The sequence below is a fragment of the Gottfriedia acidiceleris genome, assembly GCF_002128425.1.
In the GTDB taxonomy this organism is placed as follows: domain Bacteria; phylum Bacillota; class Bacilli; order Bacillales; family Bacillaceae_G; genus Gottfriedia; species Gottfriedia acidiceleris.
On record NZ_NESS01000011.1, the window covers coordinates 46,373 to 71,126 of the forward strand.

Genomic DNA, 24,754 nt, shown 5'->3' on the forward strand with positions numbered 1-24,754 from the left:
ATTTATCCTTATCGAACTACCAATTCTTCTTTATAAAATAATGGTAAGTATTCTTTATGAGCTGCTAAAAGTGCATCTAGTACATCCTTTGCAACTTCATCACTTGGAACTAAAGGATTAATCGTTAGTGCCAATAATGCCTTCTCATAAGATCCAGTAACAGCCGCCTCAGCTCCAACTCGTTCAAATGATTTAATTTGCTGAACTAAACCATTTATTTGAGGTGGTAATTCACCTACTGATATCGGAATTGGTCCTTGCTTTGTAACTATACAATTTACTTCTACAGCTGATTCATTCGGAATCCCTTGTATTGAACCATTATTTTGAACGTTTAATACTTGGATATCTTTTTTATCGTTATAAATAGATGTAATTAAGCTACAAGCGGCATCACTGTAATATGCTCCACCTCGTTTTTCAAGTTGAGGCGGTTTAATCGCTAAATTCTCATCTTTATATAACACAAATAAATCATCTTCCAACTTCTTAACAACCTCTGCTCGAGTAGTACCTGTTTTGAAAGATTCTAATTCTTCATCTAATATATGTTTCGTTTTGTAATAGTAACGATGGTATGGACAAGGAAGTACTCCTAATGACATAAGAAATTCCTTTTGCCATGGTAATGGCGCGATATTTTTCATTGTCATTTGTATTTCTGGATTTGCTAATAATGCTAAAACATGTTCAGTCACTTCTTTTCCATCAACATAAACATGAAGCCCATAAACCATATGGTTTAAACCGGCAAAATCAATATGTACACGACTTATATCCACTTCTAACAATTGAGCAATTGTCATTGTCATATTAATTGGTACATTACAAACCCCAATCACCTTTTTATGTTTACTATAACGAAGTAATGCTTCTGTAACCATTCCAGCAGGATTTGTGAAGTTAATCAACCAAGCATCTGGGCATAGTTGCTGCATTTCTTCAGCAATTTCAAGTAATACAGGAATTGTTCTTAGACCTTTAAATAGACCACCTGCACCGTTCGTTTCTTGACCAATCATACCGAATTGTAAAGGTATACGTTCATCTTTAATCCGTGCCCCTAGTAGTCCAACACGCATTTGAGTCGTTACAAAATCTGCATTCTTTAATGCTAATTTTCGATCAAGAGTTAAATGAATTTCCATTGGAACTCCCGCTTCTTTTACCATTCGTTTAGCCAAATTACCAACGATTTCTAACTTTTCTTTACCTGCTTCTATATCAACCAACCATAACTCACTTACAGGTAGCTCGTTATATCTTTTAATAAAGCCTTCAACTAGTTCTGGAGTGTAACTAGAGCCACCGCCTATTGTTACGATTTTAATTCCGCTTTTTTTATTCATGTAAAACACACCTTCATTTCATATTTTTTCTTATGAATTGAATACAACGAGATAACAAGTCACTGTGCAGAAAATTAATAATGTAAAAAATAAAATTAAAGCTTGTTTCTTATTCTTAAACTTACCTTCAATAAATACAATCACGCCTGTAAGTCCTACACTCAAACCAATACTATTCGTAATAAATACAGCAAGATCTCTAGATATTCCAATAAAGAGTAGAACAGGATTAAAGATAAGATTAAACGCAAGAATAAATACAAAAAATGCAAATGCACCTTTATAACTAAAAAAATGGAGATTCTTTGTAGTGTTCATATTAAGCTTCCTTTCTTGATTACTTGGTAATAAATAAAGGAAGCTGGGATCAATTATCCCACACTCCCTTTACTATGAATTTATAAAGATACTTTTACACCTTTATCGATTTCAATTGTAGATTCTTGCGCTAACAATTTTTTATCGTACATTTTGAAGAATGGTAAATAAATAACGACAGATATTGCCAGATTGATTACTACTAGAATAATAGCTCTCCAATCTCCACCAGTTGATAAATATGCACCTATTGGAGCAGGTAGAGTCCACGGAACCATTACATATGTTGGGTTAACTAATCCTCCTGCAGTTGCTAGGTAAGATATTGTTGCACCAATTATTGGAACGATCATAAAAGGAATAATTAATACAGGGTTTAATACGATCGGCATACCGAAAATTACTGGCTCATTAATGTTAAAAATACTTGGGATAATTGCTGTTCTTCCAAGAGCCTTTGAGTAACTAGATTTCCCTGCAATTAACATAGCAATTACTAAGCCTAATGTTGCACCTGAACCACCAATCCAAATAAACCACTGGAAGAAAGTTTCAGGAGCAATGTGTGGTAACTGACTCCCAACTTTACCAGCTGCAACAGCTGCAGAGTTATTAGCTAAATAAACTTCCCAAACAGGTCGTGCAACTGCACCTACTACTGATACCCCATGGATACCAAATGCCCAGAAAAATGTGATTAAGAATACAGGTACTAATACACCCGGTAATGAATCACCCGCACTAATTAGCGGAGCTACAGCTTTGTCTACAAGTGAATGTGTATCAACCTTAAATACAACTGTAATTAAAGTCATTACTGTTAAAACAAACGTAACAGGAATAAGTGCTTCAAAAGAACGTGCGACAGAACTTGGCACTGAATCAGGCATTTTAATCGTAATATTTTTGGTTTTACAAAAACGTAATACTTCAACTGCAAAAATAGAAGTAATCATACCTACGAAAAGACCGTGTCCACCCATGTTCGCCATTGGTAATACAAATCCTACTTTATCGATCATTTGAACCCCTGTTGTAAATAAAAACGCGGAGCCGGCTAATAATGCCCCAGAAAGCGGGTCTAGTTTATAGCTCTGAGACAAGCTATATCCAATCCCGAAAGTAATATAAAGGGTCATTATGTACATTGTAAGTCGGTACGGAATTAAAATATCCGCAGCATGTTTTGCTGCCCATACCCCAACCGCAGAATCTGCAGGCACTGGCGGAAAGGCAATAATTAAGAACAAGCTTCCAAAAATGATAAATGGTAAAGCAGAAACTACACCATCACGAATTGCACGTAAATGCTTTTGTTCGGATAGTTTTGCCATTGGTGTTGATAAATTGTTTTCCAAAAATGAAATAAACTTATCCATTTGTTCTTCTCCTTTATATGATAAATTATTAAACTATTTAACTAGTTCTTGTACTAATTTTAATAATGTAGGACCTCCAAGTGGGCTATACGCCTGTGGTGGAATAACAGCACAAGGTACATTCGCCTCGTCAGATGAAGCTTTAAAACCATCAAATCGGTGTCTTACTTGTGGAGCAACCATTGCTACATCCCAACCATTTTTAACTTCCTCAGCAAACTCTTGAGTTCCAACTGCTAATACATCTAAATTTAATCCGTTCTTTTCTCCTTCTTTTTTTAGAGCGTTTACAACAATCGCACTAGACATTCCGCCTGCACATACAAATAATACCTTCATACTCTTAGCCTCCTAGTTTTAATTTAAAAAATAAAAGATTCAAAAAACTGAAAACGTTTTCTATGAAGCTATTATATTCTTAATAAAATAAAATTTCAATTATTTCCAATAAAAAATGAAATAAAATTTTAAAAAGATGTAAAAAAAAATTTTACATCTTCTTAAATAGCTATCATTTAATTTTCCTTAAACTGAAACTTACTCCAAGGATGTAAGAAATCTAGTAGGAATATTTCTTCTTCAACAATACGTCCTACTACATTCGTTTTCCCTGAATTCTCCATATCTTGTAGAGCTATTTGTAATTCACCTTTATACTGACCATATAATTCATTTTCTATTAAAATATCACCTTTACGAATATGTGGTGTGTAAGTAGGTTTAAATTCTTCGTCTCTATATTTAACGCGAGACTGGGTTGAACGAATTAAGTAATCTGATACATCCCCGCGATAAAAATGAAACTCATCTAAAACAATCTTTTTCTCTAAATCTGTGATTGAATCATGTAAGTCAATAGTTAGTGTAAATAAGTCTTTACCATTCTCATTAAGTTCCATAAGCTGTTTGAACTCTTCTTCGGATGCATAAGCATTTGCAATAATAACATCATCAATTAAGTCTGAATAAAATAAATGTTTTGCTTGAGTTATGACTGATAAATTACGGTGCATTTCTAAAGTACAAAGTCCTTCTGATACAGGCCAAGGTCCATATGTTGCAGCTTGTGAATTAATAAATGCTGCTGTACGAATACCATGTTTTTTAAACTCTTCACTACATTTTACAAAATGTGTATAGCTTAAACCTGCATAACGATGTGGATAAAAATTATGAGATCCAATTAAATTAGACTGGTTTGGCTTATAGGCTAATATGTTTTCTAAATATTTCGTAGCATTACTCATGTTAATTTCAATTTTTAATCCATAAGGATTATAAGTCATAATGGACTCTTCATTCCCAGTAAACCCCATATCAAGTCTAATTCCATGAGCTCCTAAGTCAGCGAAAAATGATAGATCATTATATGAAATATCCAGTGTGCCAAATACTCGAGGGGCAATATCAACAATTACTTCCATCTCTAAACTATTTGCATAATCAATTATTTCTTTGAACTCTTTTAAAATCTGTTCCTTATCACCATTTACTGATAATAAACAAGTAAAAATTCGTTTAAAACCATATTGATGAGCTAATTTAATATAAGCCTTGTCTTTTTCAACGGTTGAGTGCTCTGGGTAAATTGAAATTCCTAATTTTTTCACGATTAATCCTCCTAATAGGGTATTGGTGTAATATTTCCTAAAACAACTAAACGAGTTGCTTTTGTTGCTCCAGGTACATTACTAGGTAAACCATTTAAAGTTTCATTTGCTAAAATCGCAAAGGCAATTGCTTCTTTTGCATCCGAAGAAAAACCAATATCTTCTTGTACTAATACTTTCGAATCTTCACCTAATAATTCTTGAAGCATGTGTAGAAGCGATTTATTATGACTACCTCCGCCGCCTACAATTACCTCGTCAATTGGATGGTTCGGCAAAATAAACTTTTTATAATTTTCAGCGATTGATTTTGCAGTAAACATCGTCATTGTAGTCACTAAATCAATCGGTGAAATATCACTAAACTCTTCTAATATTTCATCAACAAACTGTGTACCAAATAACTCTCTTCCTGTTGTTTTAGGTATAGGTGCTAAAATATAAGGAATACTCATACATCTTTCTAGTAATCTCTCATTTACTTTACCTTTAGCAGCCAATTCACCATTTGCATCATATGGCACATTAAAATAGTGCTTACAAATTTCATCAATCATCATATTTCCTGGTCCCGTATCAAAGGCTACTATATCATCGATTGTAGAATTCCTTGGAATGATTGTAACATTACCAATCCCACCAATATTTTGTAGTAAACGAGTTTTCGTTTTACTTTTATAAAGTAATAACTCAGAATGAGGAACTAAAGGTGCTCCATACCCACCTGCTGCCATATCCATCACTCGAAAATTAGAAACAACTTTCGTTTTTGTTTCATAGGCAATAACCGCCGGCTCCCCTAATTGCAATGTAGATTGAATGAAATTCCCCTCAGCTTCAGGTTGGTGATAAATTGTTTGACCATGCGACCCGATAAACTCAAGTTGATCTAATGAAAATTCGTTTTTACTACAAATTTGCTTTACTGCATCTGCAAAAGCATAGCCAAGCTTAAAGTTTAAACTACATAAATGCTGAGCGTTTGAAGAAACAAGTGTAATAGCATCTTGAATTTCTTTTAATAAGCCTTCCTCAAGCGGAACCGTCATAAAATCAATCAATCTTACTTCTGTCTCAGGTCCAAATCCAGTGATTTCTACTAAAGCTGCATCGATTCCATCTAAAGATGTACCTGACATTAATCCAACTGCATATCCCAATTCGTTCACTCCTTCATATTTTTATTAATAATACCTTAAAACAGAATTTCAAATTTGTAAAAGAAAAGAATGAAAGTTTATTTAGAAATTTCAAAAAGAAATCTTTAATGTTTTTAAGAAATTAGTAAGTAGGAAAATTCTCCTATAATGCATTATTACTCATTTCACCATCTTCCATAAAAATATTCAATAATAAAATTTTATCTAATATCATATCTAAAAAACCGTTGATTACATTGATAAAATAGTCATTTATTATCTTATAAAAAATCGTAACTAGTAAAAAAGTATTGAACGAACAATAGAATAATTATACAATGCTTTACATAATAAACAAAAAAAACTTATCGTTCAAATAAGGAGAATTTAAAATGAACCATTTAGAAACACAAATAGATGAATTAGCAGATCAATATTTTACAAGACTATTAGAAATACGTAGACATTTGCATATGTATCCAGAATTAAGTAATCAAGAATTCAAAACAACGAAATTTATAAATCAAGAATTAGAAAAAGCTAATATCAAAAATATACAGTTGAATAGTCAAACAGGAACTGCCGCCGAAATAAGTGGCAACGCAGGGCCGATTGTTGCACTCCGAGCAGATATTGACGCACTTCCAATTCAAGAGGAATCTGATTTACCATTTCGTTCAGTTATTGACGGAATCGCTCATATGTGTGGACATGATGTTCATACTACTATTGCACTAGGAGTTGGATTTATTTTACAGGAATTAAAGCACCTGCTTCCCGGTACGATTCGATTGATCTTTCAACCTGCTGAGGAATCTGAAGGTGGCGCTGAAGAAATGATCGCTGAAGGCTTACTTAACGATGTAAAATCAATTATAGGACTTCACAATATGCCGGACCTTCCAGTTGGTACGATTGGAATTAAAGAAGGCTTCCTAATGGCTAGTGTAGATGATTTTACAGTTAAGATTAAAGGTAAAGGCGGTCACGCAGCACTTCCTGAAAAAGCAATTGATCCGATTGTGATTGGTAGTTCAGTGGTCAACCTTCTACAAACACTAGTTAGCAGATCAATTTCTCCAAGAGAATCTGCTGTCATAACTGTTGGATCGTTTCAGTCTGGGAATACTAATAATGTAATCCCTGAATTTGCAGTTTTAAAAGGCACAGTTCGAACTTCTAATGAAACAATTCGAAAGCAAATTCAAGAAAACTTTCAAACACTAGTTCAAAACCTTGTACATTCACTAGGAGGAGAAGTAGAAATAGATTATCAAGTATTACTGCCACCCGTATTTAATCATTCGAAAGTTACTTCAGTTGTACGAGAAGCAGCAATCTCAACAGTCGGAGTAGAAAATGTTGTGACAGCAGAATCGACAATGGGCGGAGAAGATTTTTCATTCTATCAACAAAAAGTCCCTGGCTGTTATATATGGTTAGGCTCTGGAAATAAAGAAAAAGATATAATGTATGGATGGCATCACCCAAAATTTATGGTCGATGAAGACGCAATAAAAATCGGTGTAAAACTAATGGCACGATCAGTATTTAAACTATTAACGGATACAACCCTTAATAAACAATAGACCTAAAAGGTGAAATCATTGATTGAACAATGTTTTCACTTTTTTTCATATATTGGCTCTATCCTTTCTCATTAAAACTATACCTCTCTTTAGACAAAAAAATCTTAGAAATAACTAAAGATACTCCAGATATCCACTGCCTTTTCTAACACTTCCTGCTTCTAATTTAATATTTTTGGACATTCATTAATATAATTACTTTGTAGAGTTTATAGGGGGGGATTATATGCCAGATTTTGTACAAACTGCCAATTTTGAGCATTCGTTTTGGTTGCATGTGTTAAGAGATCATTCACATTTTATATTGGATGCTTTGCCGTCAAAGCAAGAGGAAGAAATAAAGATTGCAAAATCATTTTACGTAATTTTTAATAATTTATTTACTAGGGTAAACAACAATGAAAATATGAACGAAATTACAATTCAAGCAGAAAAAAGTGCCTTAGCTCTGCGCGAATTTAAACTTTCATTGCTAACGAAACATATTACTGACGCTAATTTTAAGATTTACTTAACACCTACATTTTTAAACCATATGGTTAATGAATTGGAAGAATATTTATTAGTACTATCCTACTTAAAACAAAATCAAATCCCACCTATCTTCAATGAACTTCATCATCATTTATTATGGGTGCTTGATGCGGCAGGTCATGCAGATGCCATTTATACTAATCTCGATAGTACAGAAAATATGCTAAGAAAGAAAAGTCACGAATTTACAAAGCATTTTGAACACTTCTATCTTAAAGCAGTAGAACTAACCGGATATTTACGTACAAAACTAAGTACATTTCCTGCATTAAAAAAGATGAATCAAGACGTAAAATTAGAAATTCAGCTATTTCAAATTTTTCTAAAAGAAATTGAAGAATTAGATATTTCAAGCGAAATGTTGAGTAACTTTTCTGCATTAATGGCAGATCATATGTACAGAGAAGAAATGTACTTCTTAAAAAAATTAGAAGAATCTGCATCCATTAATAATTAATTTATGAAAATTAAAGCACTCTATTTAACACGCAATATGTTCTATGTGTTAAATAGAGTGCTATTTTACTTTAATTAAACTATTGTTTTATTGAAATCCAGTTATTTTTGATTACTTTTATTACTGCATTTAAGCGATCTGGAACGTCTAATTTCATTAAAATATTGGCGACGTGATTTTTTACCGTTTTATTTGAAATAAATAATTCCTTACCAATTTGAATATTAGAAAACCCCTTTACTAAAAGGTGAAGTATTTCGTATTCTCTATTCGTAAGCAACTCTTTTATATATGAATCATTGGGCGGCATAAAATGGATTGAGTTATCCTTAAGATACTTGTATTCTTTTATCAATTCATTTGTAAAGCGATTATCTACCATGAATTGTCCACTTTGTACTAGCTTAACAGTATTCACTAAATATGCTTCGTCAACATCTGTTAAACAAATACCTTTTACTCCTACTTTCAATAAACGATCTATTTCATAAAAGTCCAAAGAGTTTTTAATGGTAATTATTTTCGAAGAATCATCATGTAACATTATACTTCTTGCACGCTTTACCATTTCTTCTCCTGAAACTTGAGTTATAAGAATTGAATTACTTACTTCCTGGAAAGAAAAATTATCTTCTAAATTAATTTTAATAGCATTTATTTGATTAAATTCTAATATCGTGCGAATACCAGCGACGAAAAGTGAATTCTCAACAAAAATAACAGTATTATTATTTCTTGGATGATTTGTAATTAATTTTGCTAACATTACTGCCACCTCCAATTTGCAATTTTTTATAGCAACATTTGTATTGTACATATTTGAATTAATTAAATAAATTAAATATTTTTGAAATTAAAGTTAAGTACTTCTTAAACAAAAGATTATTGTTATTAAAATTTAAACTAAAACGTTAAAATAAAGGTTTCAAAAACTTACAGTCTTATATTATGATATTTATGTACAGATATTTTTTTATTACTATAATTTTCCCCAGGAAAAATTTTACTTTGTAACGTTTCAACTTCTTGCTTTTTAAATAAAAAGAGAATATGAACAAAATTTAAGAATTATTTTAATAATATAAATACAACTATGCACAAGATTTTCCAGTAAAAAAGGTGTATCATTAAAATGTTTTCTTATTTTAAGTGTTCCTTCATACCGTATCCACAATATAATTTTATTAGCTCCTCTAAATTAATGAAATTACTAGATTTTTTTAACCAACCATGTCCACTATCTTTTAGGTTTTTATGTATTAGAATTTTTTATTATTAGGAGATTACTATGAATTTCGAACAATTAGAGTATATTGTTTATGTAGCAAATGAAAAATCAATATCTAAAGCTGCCGAAAAGTTATATATCTCTACATCAGCGATAAGCCAATCTATTTCACAACTAGAAAGAGAATTAAATATAACAATATTTAATCGCTCCAGAATAGGAACTACTCCTACTCCCGAAGGAAATATTGTTATTACGAAGGCAATAAATATATTATCGAATATTAAGCAATTAAACGAGGAACTTTTTAGCTTAAATATAAAAAAAGAAAAACAGTTAAAGATCGTCGCAGCAACTGCATTTTTTGATATTTTTCAAGAAGCAGTAACGAACTTCAATTTAGAAAATCCTCAAATCTCAATTGACGTTGAAGAAATGCTTCAAGAGCAGTTACTAAAAAGTTTTAATCCAGATCGTTATGATGTTGGCTTCCTACCAATAGAGAAAGAAGAACTAGATAAATATCCAAAATTAGGTAAAAAGTTAATTAATCGTGCAAGAATTGGTGTTGTAGTTGGAAAAAATTCTAAATTATTCAACTATGAATATGTAACACCTGCAGATTTAAATAACGAGAAAATAGCAGTCTTAAAAAATACAAAAAATAGCATAGTAAAAAAGTTTTCAAAATGTATTACTAATCATGTCATCTTAACTACAAATAATCCTAGACTACTCTTAAATGTCGTCAAGGAAAGTGCTGGTTTTTCTTTTATTCATGAGTTTACAGTAAAAAACTATCCAACATTTCGTAATGATGAACTTAAGGTAATACCGATTACTTATACTGACGAAACGAATTACATATATCAGGATATATGGGCTATTTATTCTCGAGAACATGGGTTATCAAGCTCATCCAGTGAGATTATAAAGCACATATTATTTCAGTTAAATAAATAATGAAAAGGAATAGGAACAATCCATCTATAAGGCTTTCTATTCCTTTTTCATTTAATTCGTAAGTAACCAATGCAATCCAAGCAAATATAATTTATAATAAATAAAAAGTTTTCATGATTTCTTTAGGAGGTGATCTATTATGACAAATAATGTTAGTTTGTCAGATAAATCAGCATCCCATGCAAAGCCTAGTTTTAGAAAGGCGATACTTTGCATGGGTAGGTTTTAACTAATCGCCCAAGTAAGCAGTTCTGATTCAACGGCTTTGCACCTTATTTACTAAATAAGAATAAGGGGCTGGCAAAGATGGCATATATAAAAGCAACTGCTATTTTACCTGAAAAGTTATTATTGGAAATACAAAAATACGTACAGGGAGAAACACTTTATATTCCAAAATCTGAAAAAGTTCAAAAAAAATGGGGCTCCCTTTCAGGTACAAGAAAGCTAATTGATAATCGAAATAAAGCGATAAAAGAAGCATTTAAAAATGGACATTCAATTGAGCAATTAGCTAAAGAATACTTTCTCTCAGTCGAAACGATAAAAAAAATTGTATATACTAAATAAATATAAAAACACTGATTTTAAATCAGTGTTTTTTTATGGCAACTTTGTTTCATAAATAAACTCAACATATTAAAACCCACTTTTTTGATGTAAATTAAAGATGTTAAGTTATAAATCGAACTTTCCTGTCAAATTAGGAGTGATATAAATGAAACCTTTTATTAGAACGGAACAATATAATTTTATTAAACATCAGCTTCAAGTCTTAACAAACGGACATTCTACTGTAAATGATAAAACTGTTTTAAATGCCTTACATTCACTAGTTAATGATAAAATACTAAGTTTATTTCCTGACCTCACTGAAGAGCAACATAGTCTTTTCAGTCCAATTGGAACAATTAAAAATTCGGACCAAGCAGATGTTTTACTGAACCGCCTAAAGCCTTATATAATTCCTTTTAAAGAAGTATCGGAACAAACCATCAAAAAGCTATTTCCTAAAGCGAAAAAATTGAAGCTTCCTTTATTAAAAAATTTTGATTTAGTTGAGACAACATACATTGGATGGGACGATTTAGGCTCTAATTCAAAGTTTATTGTCACATATTTAGAAGATAAACTAATTGGTTTACAGGGTACCTTTAATCCTATAAATAAAAGAGGAAACTGCACAATCTGTAATAAATATGGAGACTTAGGGTTATTCATGACAAAAACAAAAGGAAAAATTGAAGGTACTTTTACACAAAGAGGAAATTATATTTGCAAGGATAGTCAAGTATGCAATCAAAATATTATGTCGCTAGATAAACTGCATGATTTTATTATGTTAGTTAAATAGTAACGAAAAATAATAAATCGCTTAGAGCTTCAATTCTAAGCGATTTTTCTATTAATTTTTATTTATTCTACGTTAGTATCTGTCGATTTCTTTTTAGAAAGAAACCAACCGCCTAAAGCGATTAAAAGCATGACTGACCAGAAAATTGTATTCCAGATTGGTCCTTCAACGAAATGATGTGAAATAATGTGGAGAGAAGGATGTGCCAAAGTATGCATTAATAGTTTAACCCCTACCCAACCAACTAAAAGCATAGCCGCAGTTTCCAAACTTGGACGTGTTGTCAGCAATTTAACAAAAATACCTGCTGCAAAGCGAATGACGATTAATCCTGCAATTGCTCCAATAACAATGACTATAAATTTGGCACCATCCATGCCACCTATATTACTTATTTTTGTATTCGGCAGATCAATTACTAGCGCTACGGCTGCTAAAATAGAATCAATCGCAAATGCAATATCTGCTAATGATATTTGAGCAACTGTCATACGAAAGCTTTTTTCTTTTTTTCCTTTATCATTATCATGCTTTTTAAGTAAATGCTTTAATGCTATAAAAATTAAATAGGCCGCTCCGATCGCTTGAACCTGCCATACATTGAAGAGAAATGAAATAATAAAAATGGCACCGATTCGAAAAATGAAAGCTAAAAGTAAACCAATATTTATCGCTTTCTTTTGTTGTTCCTCTGGTAAATGTTTTGCCATAACAGCCAGCACTAGTGCATTATCAGCTGATAGTAAGCCCTCTAATAAAATTAGAATAATTAATACCCACCCGTACTCTAATAATAAAGATAGTTCCATCTTTTCCCCCTATTTAATTTATTTTTAACCTATTGTTAACTACTTTTTAATTATATTCCCTTTTTTAATAATTCCTTATCCAAATTATTGAATATTCTAGTACAATTTTCACCATTTCCACTTTTAAATGACCCTTCCAAAAATAGTTGACCCAGTCAACTATTTTAGTTTATATTATTAGTAGTCTAAAATTTCAGAATATTAAAGGGGATAAAAATATGAATCATGTTGAAAAAATACGCAAATTTAACAGACATTATGCTAATGTATTAGGAAAAATTGATCAAGAAATATATAATCACCCTTTTCCATTAACCGAAGCCAGAATTATTACAGAAATCAACGAAAAAAACGGATGTACTGCTACAGATATTATCGAAAAACTCGGTATCGATCGTGGTTATTTAAGTCGCATTATTCAACGATTCGATGACGAAAACATCATTACAAAAATCCAATCTCCTGAAGATAAACGTCAATATACTCTTCATTTAACGAATAAAGGAAACGAAATTTACAATAAATTGGTTAATGATGCGAACATTGGAGTAGAAAGTATGATTCAAAGCCTCTCTCCCACTGAAGTAAAAGAGCTAGTAAAATCAATGGAAACAATTGAATCAATTTTCTCATTAAATGAGATATCTATTCCTGATATAACAATTCGACCCTTTAAACCCGGCGATGTTGGATATATTGCTTATATTCATGGAAAGATCTATAGTACAACTTATCAATTTGGACGTGTATTTGAATATTATGTAATGAAAGGGTTAAGCGAATTTTTACTGAATCATAATGGAGGAGAACTTTGGGTCGCAGAAGTAAATGGAGAAATCGTCGGATCAATTGCTATTACAAAGGCAAACGAATCAGTAGCACAGCTTAGATGGTTTGTATTAGATGAAAAATACCAAGGATTAGGAATCGGTAAAAAACTAATCGAAACAACTCTCGACTTTTGTAAGGAAAATCAATACGGACATGTATTTTTATGGACTGTAAGTATATTAGAGACTGCACGTTATCTTTATAAAAAATATAACTTTACTTTAACTGAAGAGAAACCTAATTTCGAATGGACTGGAACTGAGTTAATTGAGGAAAGATGGGATTTAGTCCTATCATAAATAGTATATCTTAAAAGAAGGTCAACCCATAATTCAATTAATTTGATTTATGGATTGACCTTCAAAAACGTATCAGTCTAACTTATTATTAATTTGCCTAATTCATCAATAAATGCTGGTTTTTTAACGTATTTCTGTTTAAAGTTACTTATAATCTCATAAGCATATTGGCTACCAAAAATTTTATTAAATTCTACAATCGTTTTACAAACTTTTTTATACATTTTTCGATCAGTTGCTTGTTCTGTTTCTACTTCAATAAATGTTTTAAATATCCCCCTTGTTTCTTCCAAATAATCTTCTACTAAATGAGGATACAGTACTTTAATTGATGAAATGTGAGTTTTACAATATTGAAGTAATTTTTCTCTCATCTTTTCCTCAATTAGAATTTGTACATAGATAGTAGGAAGATAGCGTTGCTTTTCTAATTCAGCTAAAATTTCTTCCAAAATGCCAGGCCATTCATTTGGATGATAAAGCATTTTCAGCTTCGAATAATACTCAAAATCGTCATCATAAATAAATTCTAAAAGTAACTCAGATTGTTTATTTTTATCTTCAATCTTTTCGTAGGCAACAAATTGATATTGTTTCCATTTTTTAACTAGTCCACTGTATTTTTGATCTTCAATAATTCCATCCTCACAAAGTCTCAATACCTCTAAATAATCGTTCGATTGAATTAAGTTATCAATAGCTTTTTCTCTAAATTCACTTAACTTTACATTTTTATAAACGAACTGCATTGCATGATCTATTCCATCAAATTGTTCAATATTTGATATTGAAGTAACTTTATATTTTCTTTATTATAATCTTCACTCCAAGAATTGCCTTTTATTTCACTTAACAGTTTTTCTAATAGATTTTCAAGTTTATTTCTTAATTTTTCAATGCTACAAAAATGTATGCAGCTCTCTAATAAGTTAAATCTCCATTCATTCCAATCATCGTAACGTGAATGCTCCGCCTCTATTAATATCTTCGTAAAAAACGACTCTTGTTGTTTTTCATCTAAATAGCTTACAAAATATACTGCATCATTAATAATCTCCAAACTATTAGAAACAACGGGACTTATGTAGCCTCCAGAGTCATCACTATAATTCAACATATCTAATACTTCTGGAAGAATAATTAAACATAATGAAATTGCTACATCAGGCTCTTCTTCCAAAAGCATTTGCCTCGCTTTATTTAACGTCATATATACACCTTGTAGTGCATCGTCTAATTTATTCCATGAAATAAACTCACGATATTTAGATTGTTTGATAGATTCTTTCATTAATTTTTTACTACTCGTTATTATGTCTTCATTCGATGAATAATTAAATAATAAGCCTTTTTCAATTTCTTCATATTCTTCTGCTAAATCTAGAATGATTGTAATTAATTCCTCTTTTTTTAGCGCAGAAAGTATTTGTTTTAAATTCATTTCTTTATCTTTTGTAGATTACTTACTCATTGTTAATTTTTCTCCTACTATAATGACATCTTCTTACTATGAAAAATTTACAAATACACTCTGTACTTATTATTACAAAATGAACAACAAAGGGACAACGTAAAAAATATACGTTGCCCCACTTTTTATATCTACACAAAACCTAAATAACTTTTCGTAATATAAGGATAAATGATTTTACCATTTAAACTGTACTCTTTACCGGTAAAATTTTCAATCAATACAAAACACCTTCTTTTAAAAAATGTTTTTTGTGTTAAATTTGATGAGCATGAAGTCTAGCAAAAATTCCATCTTCCTGTGATAGCAGTTCTGTATGAGTACCATCTTCAGCAATTCCTTCTTCAGTGATTACTAAAATTCGATCTGCTTTTTTAATTGTGCCTAATCGATGGGCAATAACTAGTGTTGTTCGATTTTTTGATAAATCATTCAATGCCTCTTGAATAATTGCTTCTGTCTCTGTATCTAATGCCGAAGTAGCTTCATCCAATATTAGGATTGGTGGATTTTTCAAAAACATTCTAGCAATTGCTAATCGCTGTTTTTGTCCTCCTGAAAGCTTTAATCCTCTTTCACCTATTTGAGTTTCATAACCATCAGGCAATGAAGCAATTAAATCAGTTAAATGGGCTTTTCTAGCTGCTTCTTCAATTTCTTCACCGGTTGCATTTAACTTACCGTAAGCTATATTTTCTTTTAATGTGCCAGTAAATAAAAAGACATCCTGTTGTACGATTCCGATATTTGATCGTAATGATTCTTTCGTCATGTTGCGAATATCGATTCCATCAATTGTAATCGCACCACTTAAAACATCATAAAATCTTGGAATTAATGAGCAAATTGTTGTTTTCCCAGCTCCTGAAGGACCTACAAAGGCTATTGTTTTACCAGACTCAATAGAGAAGGAAAGATCATTTAAGATTCTACGTTTATTTTCGTAACCAAAAGAAACATTTTTGAACTTAATATCCCCTCTTAAATTTGCTACTTCAATTGCATCAGGAGTATTTACAATGTCCGGCTCATTATCAATCAATTCCGTAAAACGTTTAAAACCGGCCATACCCTTTGGATATAATTCAAGTAAAGCACTTATCTTATCTATCGGTTTAAATAAAATATTTAAATATAAAATAAATGCTACTAATTCTCCATATGTTAAAACTTTTGTAAAACTTAACCATGCTCCAAAAACTAAAATAACAAGTGTCATTAATCGAGTAGATACATAGATTCCTAATAAATTCACGCTCATTACCTTATAAGCTTTTAGTTTCGTTTTACGGAAATATTGGTTATTTTTATTAAATCGTTTCATTTCATATTGTTCATTTGTAAAAGATTGAACTACTCTTACGCCTGAAACACTATCTTCAACTTGTGCATTTACATTTGCAATATTGCCATACATTTTACTCCAGGAGGTATTCATTTTCATGTTTGAATATGAAATTAACCAAACTAAAAATGGAACGATTATGATCGCCACTAATGCGAGTTTCACATTAATTGTTAGCATGATCCAAAATGCACCGATGAATGTCATAATCGCAATAAATAAATCCTCTGGACCGTGGTGAGCTAATTCACCGATGTCCATTAAATCGTTTGTAATACGGCTCATTATATGACCAGTCTTCGTATTATCAAAGAATCGGAAAGATTGACGTTGAACATGATTAAATAACTCACGTCGCATATCAGTCTCAATATTAATACCAAGTTTATGGCCCCAATAATTCACGACAAACTGCATACCAGAGCTTACTAAATACAGTAGTAAAAGCCCTATGCTTACTGAGATAATTTTACTCCAATTCCCTTCAGGTAGTAGCTGATCAATAAACCAAGACACCGCTAAAGGAAATCCTAGCTCCATTAAACCTACTAATAATGCACAGAAAAAGTCTATATAGAATAGCTTTTTGTGCGGGCGATAATAACTAAAAAAGCGTTTAATCAAAATACGGCCACCTCAATTCTATTTGAATAATCTAGTTTGTTAGATGTTAATACCTTACCATATGTAATTTAAGTGTGCTATCATTTCAGAATTTTCCAACTAACTAACTCCAATATTGAAAAACTGAATTTTATTAAACAAGTATAAAAGACAGATTGTCTCATATTTTAGTAAAGTATGTACTGATTCTATTTCTTATTTAATAGTTCAAATGTCGAATTGTGCTTTTAAATATTTTGTAAATTCTAAATAAAATGTATTTTATTTTTAAGATTACTGTGTTACGATTCAACTTGTGTCACTGGATATATTTACCATAAAGGGGGATAACTTGAATGTCTTGGTTTACAAAATGGGCCTTTAATAATAAAGCCGCCATTACCTTTTTATCAGTTCTCATTTTATTAATTGGAGTACTTAGCTATAAAAAGCTACCAATGGAATTTCTACCTGCTGCAGACCAACCAATTGTTTCTGTCATTGTTATGGGCCAAGGTACTGATTCGAAAACAATGGAGGATCAAGTAACTACTCCAATCGAAAATGCTGTCTCTGGTGTAAAAGGTAAAAGTCATATTTATTCAAGCACAAGCAATGGTTTCTCAAAAATTGATGTATATTATGAATCAGGAACAAACATGAAGGACGCCAAACAAGAAGTCCAAGAATCTTTAAGTAAAATCACTCTACCTCAAAATGTTAGTAAACCTACAATTGTTCAATTAAACACTTCCATGATCCCTATCGCAGATGTTGCAATCACTTTCGAGGATGGATTAAGTCCGAATAATATTGATTTTGCAAACAAAAAAGTTATTCCATATTTTAAAGACATAAAAGGCGTAGCAGATGTTCAAACATACGGTACAGAAAAATCTTTTGTTTCTGTAAAAGTAGATAATGTGAAGCTCGCACAGAATAAAGTATCACTTGAAACTGTCATGGGTATAATCCGTGGTCAAAATTCTGCAGTTTCAGTTGGCGAAGGTATTATAAATGATAAAACCAGTAATATAAAAGTGGTTGGAAATTTAGATAATATAGACAAAGTAAAAAATTTAATGGTCACTGAAAATGTAAAGTTGGCTGATATCGCAACTGTTGAGGTCAAAAAGCCAACAAATAATCTAACAAGAATCAACGGAAAAGACGGATTATTATTAATCGTAACGAAGGACAGTAATTCTAATGCCGTTAGCATTACAAAAGATGTAAGAGAAGCTACTAAACACTTAAATAAAAAATATAAAAATATGAATTCAGACGTCATGGTTGCAACGTCAGATATGGTTAAAACTTCTGTACATGCAATGATTAAGGAAGTTTTACTTGGTGCATTATTTGCTACGATTGTCATCATGTTATTCTTAAGAAATGTACGTTCAACACTAATTACAATTGTTTCTATTCCACTATCGTTATGTTTAACATTGTTTTTACTTGCGGAGTCTGGCATTACACTGAATGTTTTAACACTTGGTGGAGTTGCTGTAGCAGTTGGACGATTAGTTGATGATAGTATTGTAGTTATCGAGAATATTTTTAGGAAAACTCAATCAGAGAAATTTTCAGTTCAAATGATTATTGACGCTACGAAGGAAGTCGGTAGTGCAATCACAGCCTCTACTTTAACGACCGTTGCTGTATTTTTACCGATAGGAATTATTAGCACGGGGCTTAAAGATTTCATGCTACCATTTGCCTTAACAATTACTTATTCTTTATTAGCTTCGTTATTCGTTGCATTGACGGTCGTTCCATTATTAAGTGCATTCTTCCTTAAAAAGGCTAAATTAAAAGCTCACAATCCTTCAGTACGATACAAAAAAGTTCTTACTTGGTCATTAAATCATAAATGGGTAATTGTAGTCGTTTCATTATTATTATTCTTCGGCTCAATTGGTACTTATTTTGCTATGCCAAAAGGTGCAACAGATAATTCTTCTTCAGACTTTGTTCAAACAACTTTAACGTATCCAAGTGATACACCAGTTGAAAAAGTAAAAGAAAACACTCTTAAACTAGAAAAGTATATTCTTGAACAAAAAGGAATAAAAGGAGTTTACACTCAATTAGGTAGTACAGCTGATGCTGCAAAATATGGAGATGTCCGCTCTTCTACCCAAGCAATCTATTTAATTACACTAGACGATAAAAAACTTACTGATCAAGTTGTAAAAAAAATCAATACGCAAAAATCTAACTATGCAGATGCAGAATTAAGTACGATGGCATCTAGTTTATTTGGCGGTTCTAAAACTCAAATAACAATTGATGTTGTCGGAAACAATTTAAATGATTTAGAAACTACCGCAAGTGAAATTAAAAATAAAATAAAAAATATTGATGGAGTTAAAAAAGTAACAACAAATGAAGAAGATAAAAAAACGGTTTACTCATTGGAGGTTGACCCTTCTAAAGGCAATGCTGAGCAACTATCGCAACAATTATTTGTTATGTTGAATCGAACTCCATTAGGAACAGTTACAATTGAGCAACAGCCAACTGATGTTTATCTTGAACCAATTTTAGAACCAAAGACTCCAGAAGATATTAAATCTGTTCCTATTATGACTAAAACTGGAATGATTCCAGTATCATCAGTAGCTACACTAAAAGTAGAAGAAAAGTCTACTAATCTATATCATAAAGATGGCGATACGTATTTAAGTATATCTGCCGAAGTAAAGCCAGATAAACTTTCAAAAATTAATGCGGATTTAAATAAAGTTATTTTTGGAGATAAAAAATCAAAAGGTATGAAAATTGCCGATGGTGTGAATGTATACATTGGTGGTGCTCTTGCACAACAGTCACAAGATTTCTCAGATCTATATATGATCATGCTTGTCTCAATCGGCTTAGTATTCCTAATCATGATTATTACATTTAAAACATTCCGTGCACCAATTGCTATACTATGTTCTTTACCTTTAGCGGCAATTGGAGCTGTGCTTGGATTAATTATAAGTCGTATATCAGTTGAACCAACAGCACTATTAGGAGCACTGATGCTCATCGGAATAGTCGTGACAAACGCAATTGTATTACTAGACCGAGTAAAACAAAAAGAAAAACAAATGATTCTTCGTGAGGCAATTATCGATGCTGCAGTAACTCGAATTCGACCAATCCTCATGACAGCCGTTGCCACAATTTGTGCAATGCTACCGCTTTTATTCAAAAAAGCCGAAACCGGTAGCCTAGTTTCCCAAAGCCTTGCAGTCGTAGTAATTGGCGGGTTAACTGTTTCAACATTATTAACATTAATTGTAATTCCTGTCGTTTATGAGTTACTTTATTTTAGAAAATCTAGAAAACAGCGTAGACAACAAGATACTAATAAACCAGTAAGCTTATAAATAAATGCGGGATGTCTCGATACATTTGAGATATCCCATTTTTTGTTTCAAATACAAAAAAAAACACAAGGAAAAGTGAAATTCCTTGTGTCTCTTGTTATAGTCAAATCAACTTCCAGGAGGTTTTGGATCGTCTTCTAGCTTGTTTACAGCGTAAGTTTCATTGTTTGCCAAATGATGACTTTGAATAGTATTTATTCCCGCATTTGCCAGCACAGTAATAATTAAGGAAAGAGCGATAATTTTAATCTTCTTTTTCATTTGAGAACTCCTGTATTATGTGTCTTCTTCATTTGATGTAAACTTATTTGTAAATACTTATTAGCTAAAAGTGGGTCGCCTTGCCTTTGGTAATAGTCGGCAATACGTTCACTATATTCATAAATCTTCATTCGATTACCATGTTTCTCCATAATTGATAAGCCGTCTCCCATTAAATACCGGATTAGTGCCCTTTCTTCATTTTTCGCTTCAAAATATAAGACTCGTAATTTCACATATTCTAATTTTGTTGTATCTTCGAATGACTCTAGTTCATGTTCGAGCATATTCACAACTTGTTCATTTTTTTGTAGCTTTAGCAAGTGAGTAGCAATATTTCCTAATGTAAGATAATAACTCTCAGTATATTTCTCTATTAACGGAAGTGATTTATAATAACACTCCAACGCTTTCTCTGAAAAATTTTGAGTACCATATAAAAAACCTAAATTATGCCAAGCCATCTCTTCAATTGTTGTGTTTTGAATCAATTCTGCATCATATAGTATTTCTTTTAATAAGCTTTCTGCTCTTTCATATTCACCGGTTTCAGTTAAATGAATAGATAAAATTGTTTTCACATCTAACGTTCTAATAATGTTATTACTTTGTTTAAAAACTTCTAGAGCTTTATTACCAAAATAGATTGCTAATGCAGATTGTCCTAATCTACAATGCATTAAGGATTTCAAATAATAGTATTCAGTTATTTCATCTCGATACTGCTTCCTTAAATTTTTTACTTCATCTAGCAATTCTAAAGACTTAATAAAGTTATTCCTTTTATGATTGAAAATTGCATTTAATACATTCCAAACAAATAGTTCAAACTCAGAAAACATCTTTGTATTTTGATTCATTTTTTCAATCAATTGTTCTGCCAAATCGAGCTGATTTAAAAACAAAGTATACCTTAACATGTATAATTCATATACATAAAGCAATTCCGTATATTGGACAAACTCTTTATATTCCGTTAAGCCTATGTGGAGTGTTTTTGCTTTTTTATGATGCAATCGTTCAATTGCGTCATAGAACTCCTGTAGTTTTATTTTAATATGATTAACTTTATTTTTTTCATCTTCAACTGATATACCTAACTTCATACATAATAAATTTAACGTTTCGATATTAACCTCTTTTGAGTTATTCTCAATTTTACTTAAATGAGAAATTGAACAAATTCCATCACATAGTTGTTCTTGTGTCATCTGTTGTTTTTTTCGATGGTAATTTATAATTTTTCCAATTTTCATAGGTGTTTTCCTTAAATATTATTTTAATATTGTTAATATTCATTATAGTTTAAAACTACTCTTATTTCATCTTACATTTTTTCCCAATATTATAAAACTCTAATTATATGTATAAATCAAAAAAAGCATAGAGTTGGACTCTATGCTAGTAAATTAAATGACTCTATAATAAAACAATCTCCTTTGGAAGTTTAACAGCTGAAAGAATTAGCGTCTCTTTTACTCGATCTTTAGCGTAAGAAGAATTGTTTAATATCTCGTGATCAAGATAACCAGGGTGACACATAACTTCGACAGATTGACCGTCCTTGACACGTGTTAAAATCTTATCAAAGTAGTCATCCGTCACGCCTTCTCCATAGAAATCATGAAGAAAAACATCGGTAAAAGGAGCGATTCCTTGTAAAGCATTTTCAGAAATGCGTCTAGCACTTAAATTAAATTTTTGAGCTAACTTCTGTACGACTGGTAAAAATTCAGGTACGGTGTGAACATGATGGTGGCTATCAAAATGAGTTGGTTTTAGTCCCGATTGTAAGAATTTTTCTATTTGTGTAGTCCATTCTCTTTCTAATTCATCTAGTGAGATATTTTTATCTTCGAAGAATTCTTGCCTACTTTTAAAATTACCATTTTCATTAACAAGTGTTGGAACATCATTTAATAACGGCTTTCCACAAGTTAGAACAAGATGGATTCCTACTTGAAGGCCAGGATTTTCTTTCGCTAACTCTACAGCGTGACTAACGCCGGGCATATTCATCATCATCGTAGCGGAGTTAACAACTCCATTTTTATGTGCATCAATTATTCCATAATTAATTCCCCTTGAATAACCAAAATCGTCTGCATTCACAATTAATTTAATCATTTAACTTTCACCTCTTTAAAAAATTGAGGTAAGTATTTCTTGTGTGCCTCTAGCATTTCATCAACAATTTGTTTAGCAACTTGATCTGATGCAACTAACGGGTTAATCGTTAACGCTAGAATTGCTAAGTCATAATCACCTGTTACCGCTGCTTCACAAGCTACTCTTTCAAATGACTTAATTTGTTGAACGAGACCTCTTACAGAAACTGGTAGATCTCCCATTACGATTGGTTTTGGTCCATCCTTTGTGATGACACAGCTAACCTCTACAGCTGAGTCATTAGGAATACTAGCAATTGAACCATTATTCATCGTATTAACTGGCTGAATATCACCTTTATCATTATAAATAGAAGAAATTAAGCGAACGGCTGCATCACTATAATAGGCTCCCCCTCGTTTTTCGAGCTGAGGTGGTTTAATTGACAGATTTGGATCTTTATAAAGTTCAAAAAGATCATCCTCTAACTTTTTAACAACTTCAGCACGAGTACCTACAGTTTCGGCATTTTTAATATCTTTTTCAACCATTTCACGAGTTTTGTAATAATAGTTATGATATGGACAAGGTAATGCATTTAAAGCACGAAGAAACTCAGGTTCCCAACCATATCCTTGAATATTCTTAACAAAACTAGAGTTTTCCGGGTTGGTTAATAATTCAATCACTTGATCTTTTACACTTTCGCCATCAACGAATACATCTAATCCATAAACCATATGATTTAATCCAGCAAAATCGATCCGTACTCGAGAATGCTCGACTTTTAGTAATTTGGCAATTCCCATTTCCATTCCAATAGGTACATTACATAAGCCAACTACTTTTCGATGGTCAGTGTATCGAAGTACAGCTTCAGTAACCATACCAGCAGGATTCGTAAAATTAACTAACCACGCATTTGGACAAAGCTCCCTCATATCTTTCACAATATCTAAAATGACTGGAATTGTTCGCAAACCTTTAAATAAGCCTCCTGGGCCATTTGTTTCTTGACCAAGTACGCCATATTTTAAAGGTATTCTTTCATCCTTTGCCCTCGCATCTAACAATCCAACGCGGAATTGAGTAGTAACAAAGTCGGCATCTTTAAGTGCCTCTTTTCGATTAAGTGTCAAATGAACTTCTACAGGAAGACCTGCCTTTTGAAACATTCGTTTTGCTAATTGACCAACAATCTCTAATTTCTCTTTGCCTTCTTCAACATCTACTAGCCATAGCTCACGTAGTGGAAGCTCATTGTACCGCTTAATAAAACCTTCTACTAACTCTGGAGTATAACTTGATCCTCCACCAATCGTCGCAATTTTAATTGATTTACCCATACCTATGTAACCCTCCTTTTATTGGTTGCTAACTTCTTGCCGCAGTTCAATAATCTCCCTCGCTAAATCTTTAAGCGTCATTGCTGTCATTAAATGATCCTGAGCATGAATTAATAGAATTGGTGTATCAAAATCTTCTCCACCAGCTTCTGCTTGAATCAATTGAGTTTGAAAACGATGCGCTTGACTAAACTCGCGATCTGCCTCTGAAAGCTTCTCAAAAGCTATATCAAATTTTTTTTCTTTTGCTGCATAAATAGCCTCCATTGAAAGACTTCTAGCATTTCCACTATGCAAGATTAGCTGAAACGAGAGGTTGTACAATTCTTCTTTTGTCATTAGAATCACATCCTTTACTAGAAATTAAGGAAACAATA

At 31.8% G+C, this 24,754-nt stretch carries 23 protein-coding genes; 7 read left to right on the top strand and 16 right to left on the bottom strand.

Annotated elements, in window-relative coordinates; all coding sequences use genetic code 11:
* Window positions 1–8 precede the first annotated feature (8 nt).
* The 6 genes from B6K90_RS17685 to anmK all read right to left on the bottom strand — a co-directional run bounded on the left by B6K90_RS17685 (window position 9) and on the right by anmK (window position 5,816).
* Window positions 9–1,349, bottom strand: coding sequence for a 6-phospho-beta-glucosidase (locus B6K90_RS17685; RefSeq protein WP_088014089.1), 1,341 nt, complete (start codon window positions 1,347–1,349; stop codon window positions 9–11).
* Window positions 1,350–1,379: 30 nt separating this feature from the next.
* Window positions 1,380–1,667: a hypothetical protein gene (locus B6K90_RS17690; protein ID WP_088014090.1), complete on the bottom strand. Its 288-nt coding sequence runs from the start codon at window positions 1,665–1,667 to the stop codon at window positions 1,380–1,382.
* Between the two features lie 80 nt (window positions 1,668–1,747).
* Window positions 1,748–3,046, bottom strand: coding sequence for a PTS sugar transporter subunit IIC (locus tag B6K90_RS17695; RefSeq protein ID WP_088014091.1), 1,299 nt, complete (start codon window positions 3,044–3,046; stop codon window positions 1,748–1,750).
* Window positions 3,047–3,079: 33 nt separating this feature from the next.
* Window positions 3,080–3,385, bottom strand: coding sequence for a PTS sugar transporter subunit IIB (locus tag B6K90_RS17700; protein WP_088014092.1), 306 nt, complete (start codon window positions 3,383–3,385; stop codon window positions 3,080–3,082).
* 176 nt (window positions 3,386–3,561) lie between these two features.
* Window positions 3,562–4,656, bottom strand: a complete 1,095-nt coding sequence (locus B6K90_RS17705) for a DUF871 domain-containing protein (RefSeq protein WP_088014093.1) — start codon at window positions 4,654–4,656, stop codon at window positions 3,562–3,564.
* 11 nt (window positions 4,657–4,667) lie between these two features.
* On the bottom strand, window positions 4,668–5,816 hold the full coding sequence (gene anmK, locus B6K90_RS17710; RefSeq protein ID WP_088014094.1) for an anhydro-N-acetylmuramic acid kinase AnmK: 1,149 nt from the start codon (window positions 5,814–5,816) through the stop codon (window positions 4,668–4,670).
* A 371-nt stretch (window positions 5,817–6,187) separates the two neighbouring features.
* Between anmK and B6K90_RS17715 the strand changes: the two genes are divergently transcribed.
* Together B6K90_RS17715 and B6K90_RS17720 are read left to right on the top strand one after the other, a co-directional pair.
* The gene (locus tag B6K90_RS17715) at window positions 6,188–7,384 is read left to right on the top strand and encodes a M20 metallopeptidase family protein (RefSeq protein WP_088014095.1); all 1,197 of its coding nucleotides are present in this window, start codon (window positions 6,188–6,190) and stop codon (window positions 7,382–7,384) included.
* Between the two features lie 226 nt (window positions 7,385–7,610).
* The gene (locus B6K90_RS17720; protein ID WP_088014096.1) at window positions 7,611–8,375 is read left to right on the top strand and encodes a DUF2935 domain-containing protein; all 765 of its coding nucleotides are present in this window, start codon (window positions 7,611–7,613) and stop codon (window positions 8,373–8,375) included.
* A 79-nt stretch (window positions 8,376–8,454) separates the two neighbouring features.
* Here the strand turns inward: B6K90_RS17720 and B6K90_RS17725 are convergent, their stop codons facing one another.
* Window positions 8,455–9,141, bottom strand: a complete 687-nt coding sequence (locus B6K90_RS17725) for a response regulator transcription factor (RefSeq protein WP_167555417.1) — start codon at window positions 9,139–9,141, stop codon at window positions 8,455–8,457.
* Between the two features lie 522 nt (window positions 9,142–9,663).
* On the opposite strand from B6K90_RS17725, the gene B6K90_RS17730 reads away from it, so the two are divergent.
* The 3 genes from B6K90_RS17730 (at window position 9,664) to B6K90_RS17740 (ending at window position 11,920) form a co-directional block, all read left to right on the top strand.
* A complete protein-coding gene (locus B6K90_RS17730; RefSeq protein ID WP_088014098.1) occupies window positions 9,664–10,566 on the top strand; it encodes a LysR family transcriptional regulator in 903 nt (300 codons plus the stop codon).
* A gap of 306 nt (window positions 10,567–10,872) precedes the next feature.
* Window positions 10,873–11,136, top strand: a complete 264-nt coding sequence (locus B6K90_RS17735) for a CD3324 family protein (RefSeq protein WP_088014099.1) — start codon at window positions 10,873–10,875, stop codon at window positions 11,134–11,136.
* Between the two features lie 148 nt (window positions 11,137–11,284).
* Window positions 11,285–11,920: a FusB/FusC family EF-G-binding protein gene (locus B6K90_RS17740; protein WP_088014100.1), complete on the top strand. Its 636-nt coding sequence runs from the start codon at window positions 11,285–11,287 to the stop codon at window positions 11,918–11,920.
* Between the two features lie 62 nt (window positions 11,921–11,982).
* Here the strand turns inward: B6K90_RS17740 and B6K90_RS17745 are convergent, their stop codons facing one another.
* Window positions 11,983–12,729 (bottom strand): TerC family protein, encoded by a 747-nt coding sequence (locus B6K90_RS17745; RefSeq protein ID WP_088014101.1) that lies wholly within the window; start codon window positions 12,727–12,729, stop codon window positions 11,983–11,985.
* Between the two features lie 218 nt (window positions 12,730–12,947).
* On the opposite strand from B6K90_RS17745, the gene B6K90_RS17750 reads away from it, so the two are divergent.
* A complete protein-coding gene (locus B6K90_RS17750) occupies window positions 12,948–13,859 on the top strand; it encodes a bifunctional helix-turn-helix transcriptional regulator/GNAT family N-acetyltransferase (RefSeq protein WP_088014102.1) in 912 nt (303 codons plus the stop codon).
* Window positions 13,860–13,936: 77 nt separating this feature from the next.
* Here the strand turns inward: B6K90_RS17750 and B6K90_RS17755 are convergent, their stop codons facing one another.
* The 3 genes from B6K90_RS17755 to B6K90_RS17765 all read right to left on the bottom strand — a co-directional run bounded on the left by B6K90_RS17755 (window position 13,937) and on the right by B6K90_RS17765 (window position 17,299).
* On the bottom strand, window positions 13,937–14,608 hold the full coding sequence (locus B6K90_RS17755; protein ID WP_088014103.1) for a hypothetical protein: 672 nt from the start codon (window positions 14,606–14,608) through the stop codon (window positions 13,937–13,939).
* An 8-nt stretch (window positions 14,609–14,616) separates the two neighbouring features.
* Window positions 14,617–15,300: a hypothetical protein gene (locus tag B6K90_RS17760; RefSeq protein ID WP_088014104.1), complete on the bottom strand. Its 684-nt coding sequence runs from the start codon at window positions 15,298–15,300 to the stop codon at window positions 14,617–14,619.
* A gap of 286 nt (window positions 15,301–15,586) precedes the next feature.
* Entirely contained in the window at window positions 15,587–17,299 is a 1,713-nt protein-coding gene (locus tag B6K90_RS17765) for an ABC transporter ATP-binding protein (RefSeq protein WP_088014105.1), read from the bottom strand.
* 335 nt (window positions 17,300–17,634) lie between these two features.
* Between B6K90_RS17765 and B6K90_RS17770 the strand changes: the two genes are divergently transcribed.
* Complete coding sequence (locus B6K90_RS17770; protein ID WP_088014106.1) at window positions 17,635–20,661, top strand: efflux RND transporter permease subunit; 3,027 nt, start codon at window positions 17,635–17,637, stop codon at window positions 20,659–20,661.
* A 108-nt stretch (window positions 20,662–20,769) separates the two neighbouring features.
* On the opposite strand, the gene B6K90_RS23820 is transcribed toward B6K90_RS17770, so the two are convergent.
* The 5 genes from B6K90_RS23820 to B6K90_RS17790 all read right to left on the bottom strand — a co-directional run bounded on the left by B6K90_RS23820 (window position 20,770) and on the right by B6K90_RS17790 (window position 24,716).
* Window positions 20,770–20,922: a hypothetical protein gene (locus B6K90_RS23820; RefSeq protein WP_167555418.1), complete on the bottom strand. Its 153-nt coding sequence runs from the start codon at window positions 20,920–20,922 to the stop codon at window positions 20,770–20,772.
* Window positions 20,919–22,178, bottom strand: coding sequence for a helix-turn-helix domain-containing protein (locus B6K90_RS17775; RefSeq protein WP_088014107.1), 1,260 nt, complete (start codon window positions 22,176–22,178; stop codon window positions 20,919–20,921). The genes B6K90_RS23820 and B6K90_RS17775 overlap by 4 nt, the downstream gene beginning before the upstream one ends.
* 163 nt (window positions 22,179–22,341) lie before the next feature.
* On the bottom strand, window positions 22,342–23,049 hold the full coding sequence (gene chbG, locus B6K90_RS17780) for a chitin disaccharide deacetylase (RefSeq protein WP_088014108.1): 708 nt from the start codon (window positions 23,047–23,049) through the stop codon (window positions 22,342–22,344).
* Window positions 23,046–24,377 carry a 6-phospho-beta-glucosidase gene (locus B6K90_RS17785; protein WP_088014109.1) on the bottom strand — a complete coding sequence of 444 codons (1,332 nt, stop codon included), beginning with the start codon at window positions 24,375–24,377 and terminating at the stop codon, window positions 23,046–23,048. Before B6K90_RS17785 ends, chbG begins: the two co-directional genes overlap by 4 nt.
* Window positions 24,378–24,395: 18 nt before the next feature.
* Window positions 24,396–24,716 (bottom strand): PTS lactose/cellobiose transporter subunit IIA, encoded by a 321-nt coding sequence (locus B6K90_RS17790; RefSeq protein ID WP_088014110.1) that lies wholly within the window; start codon window positions 24,714–24,716, stop codon window positions 24,396–24,398.
* Window positions 24,717–24,754 lie beyond the last annotated feature (38 nt).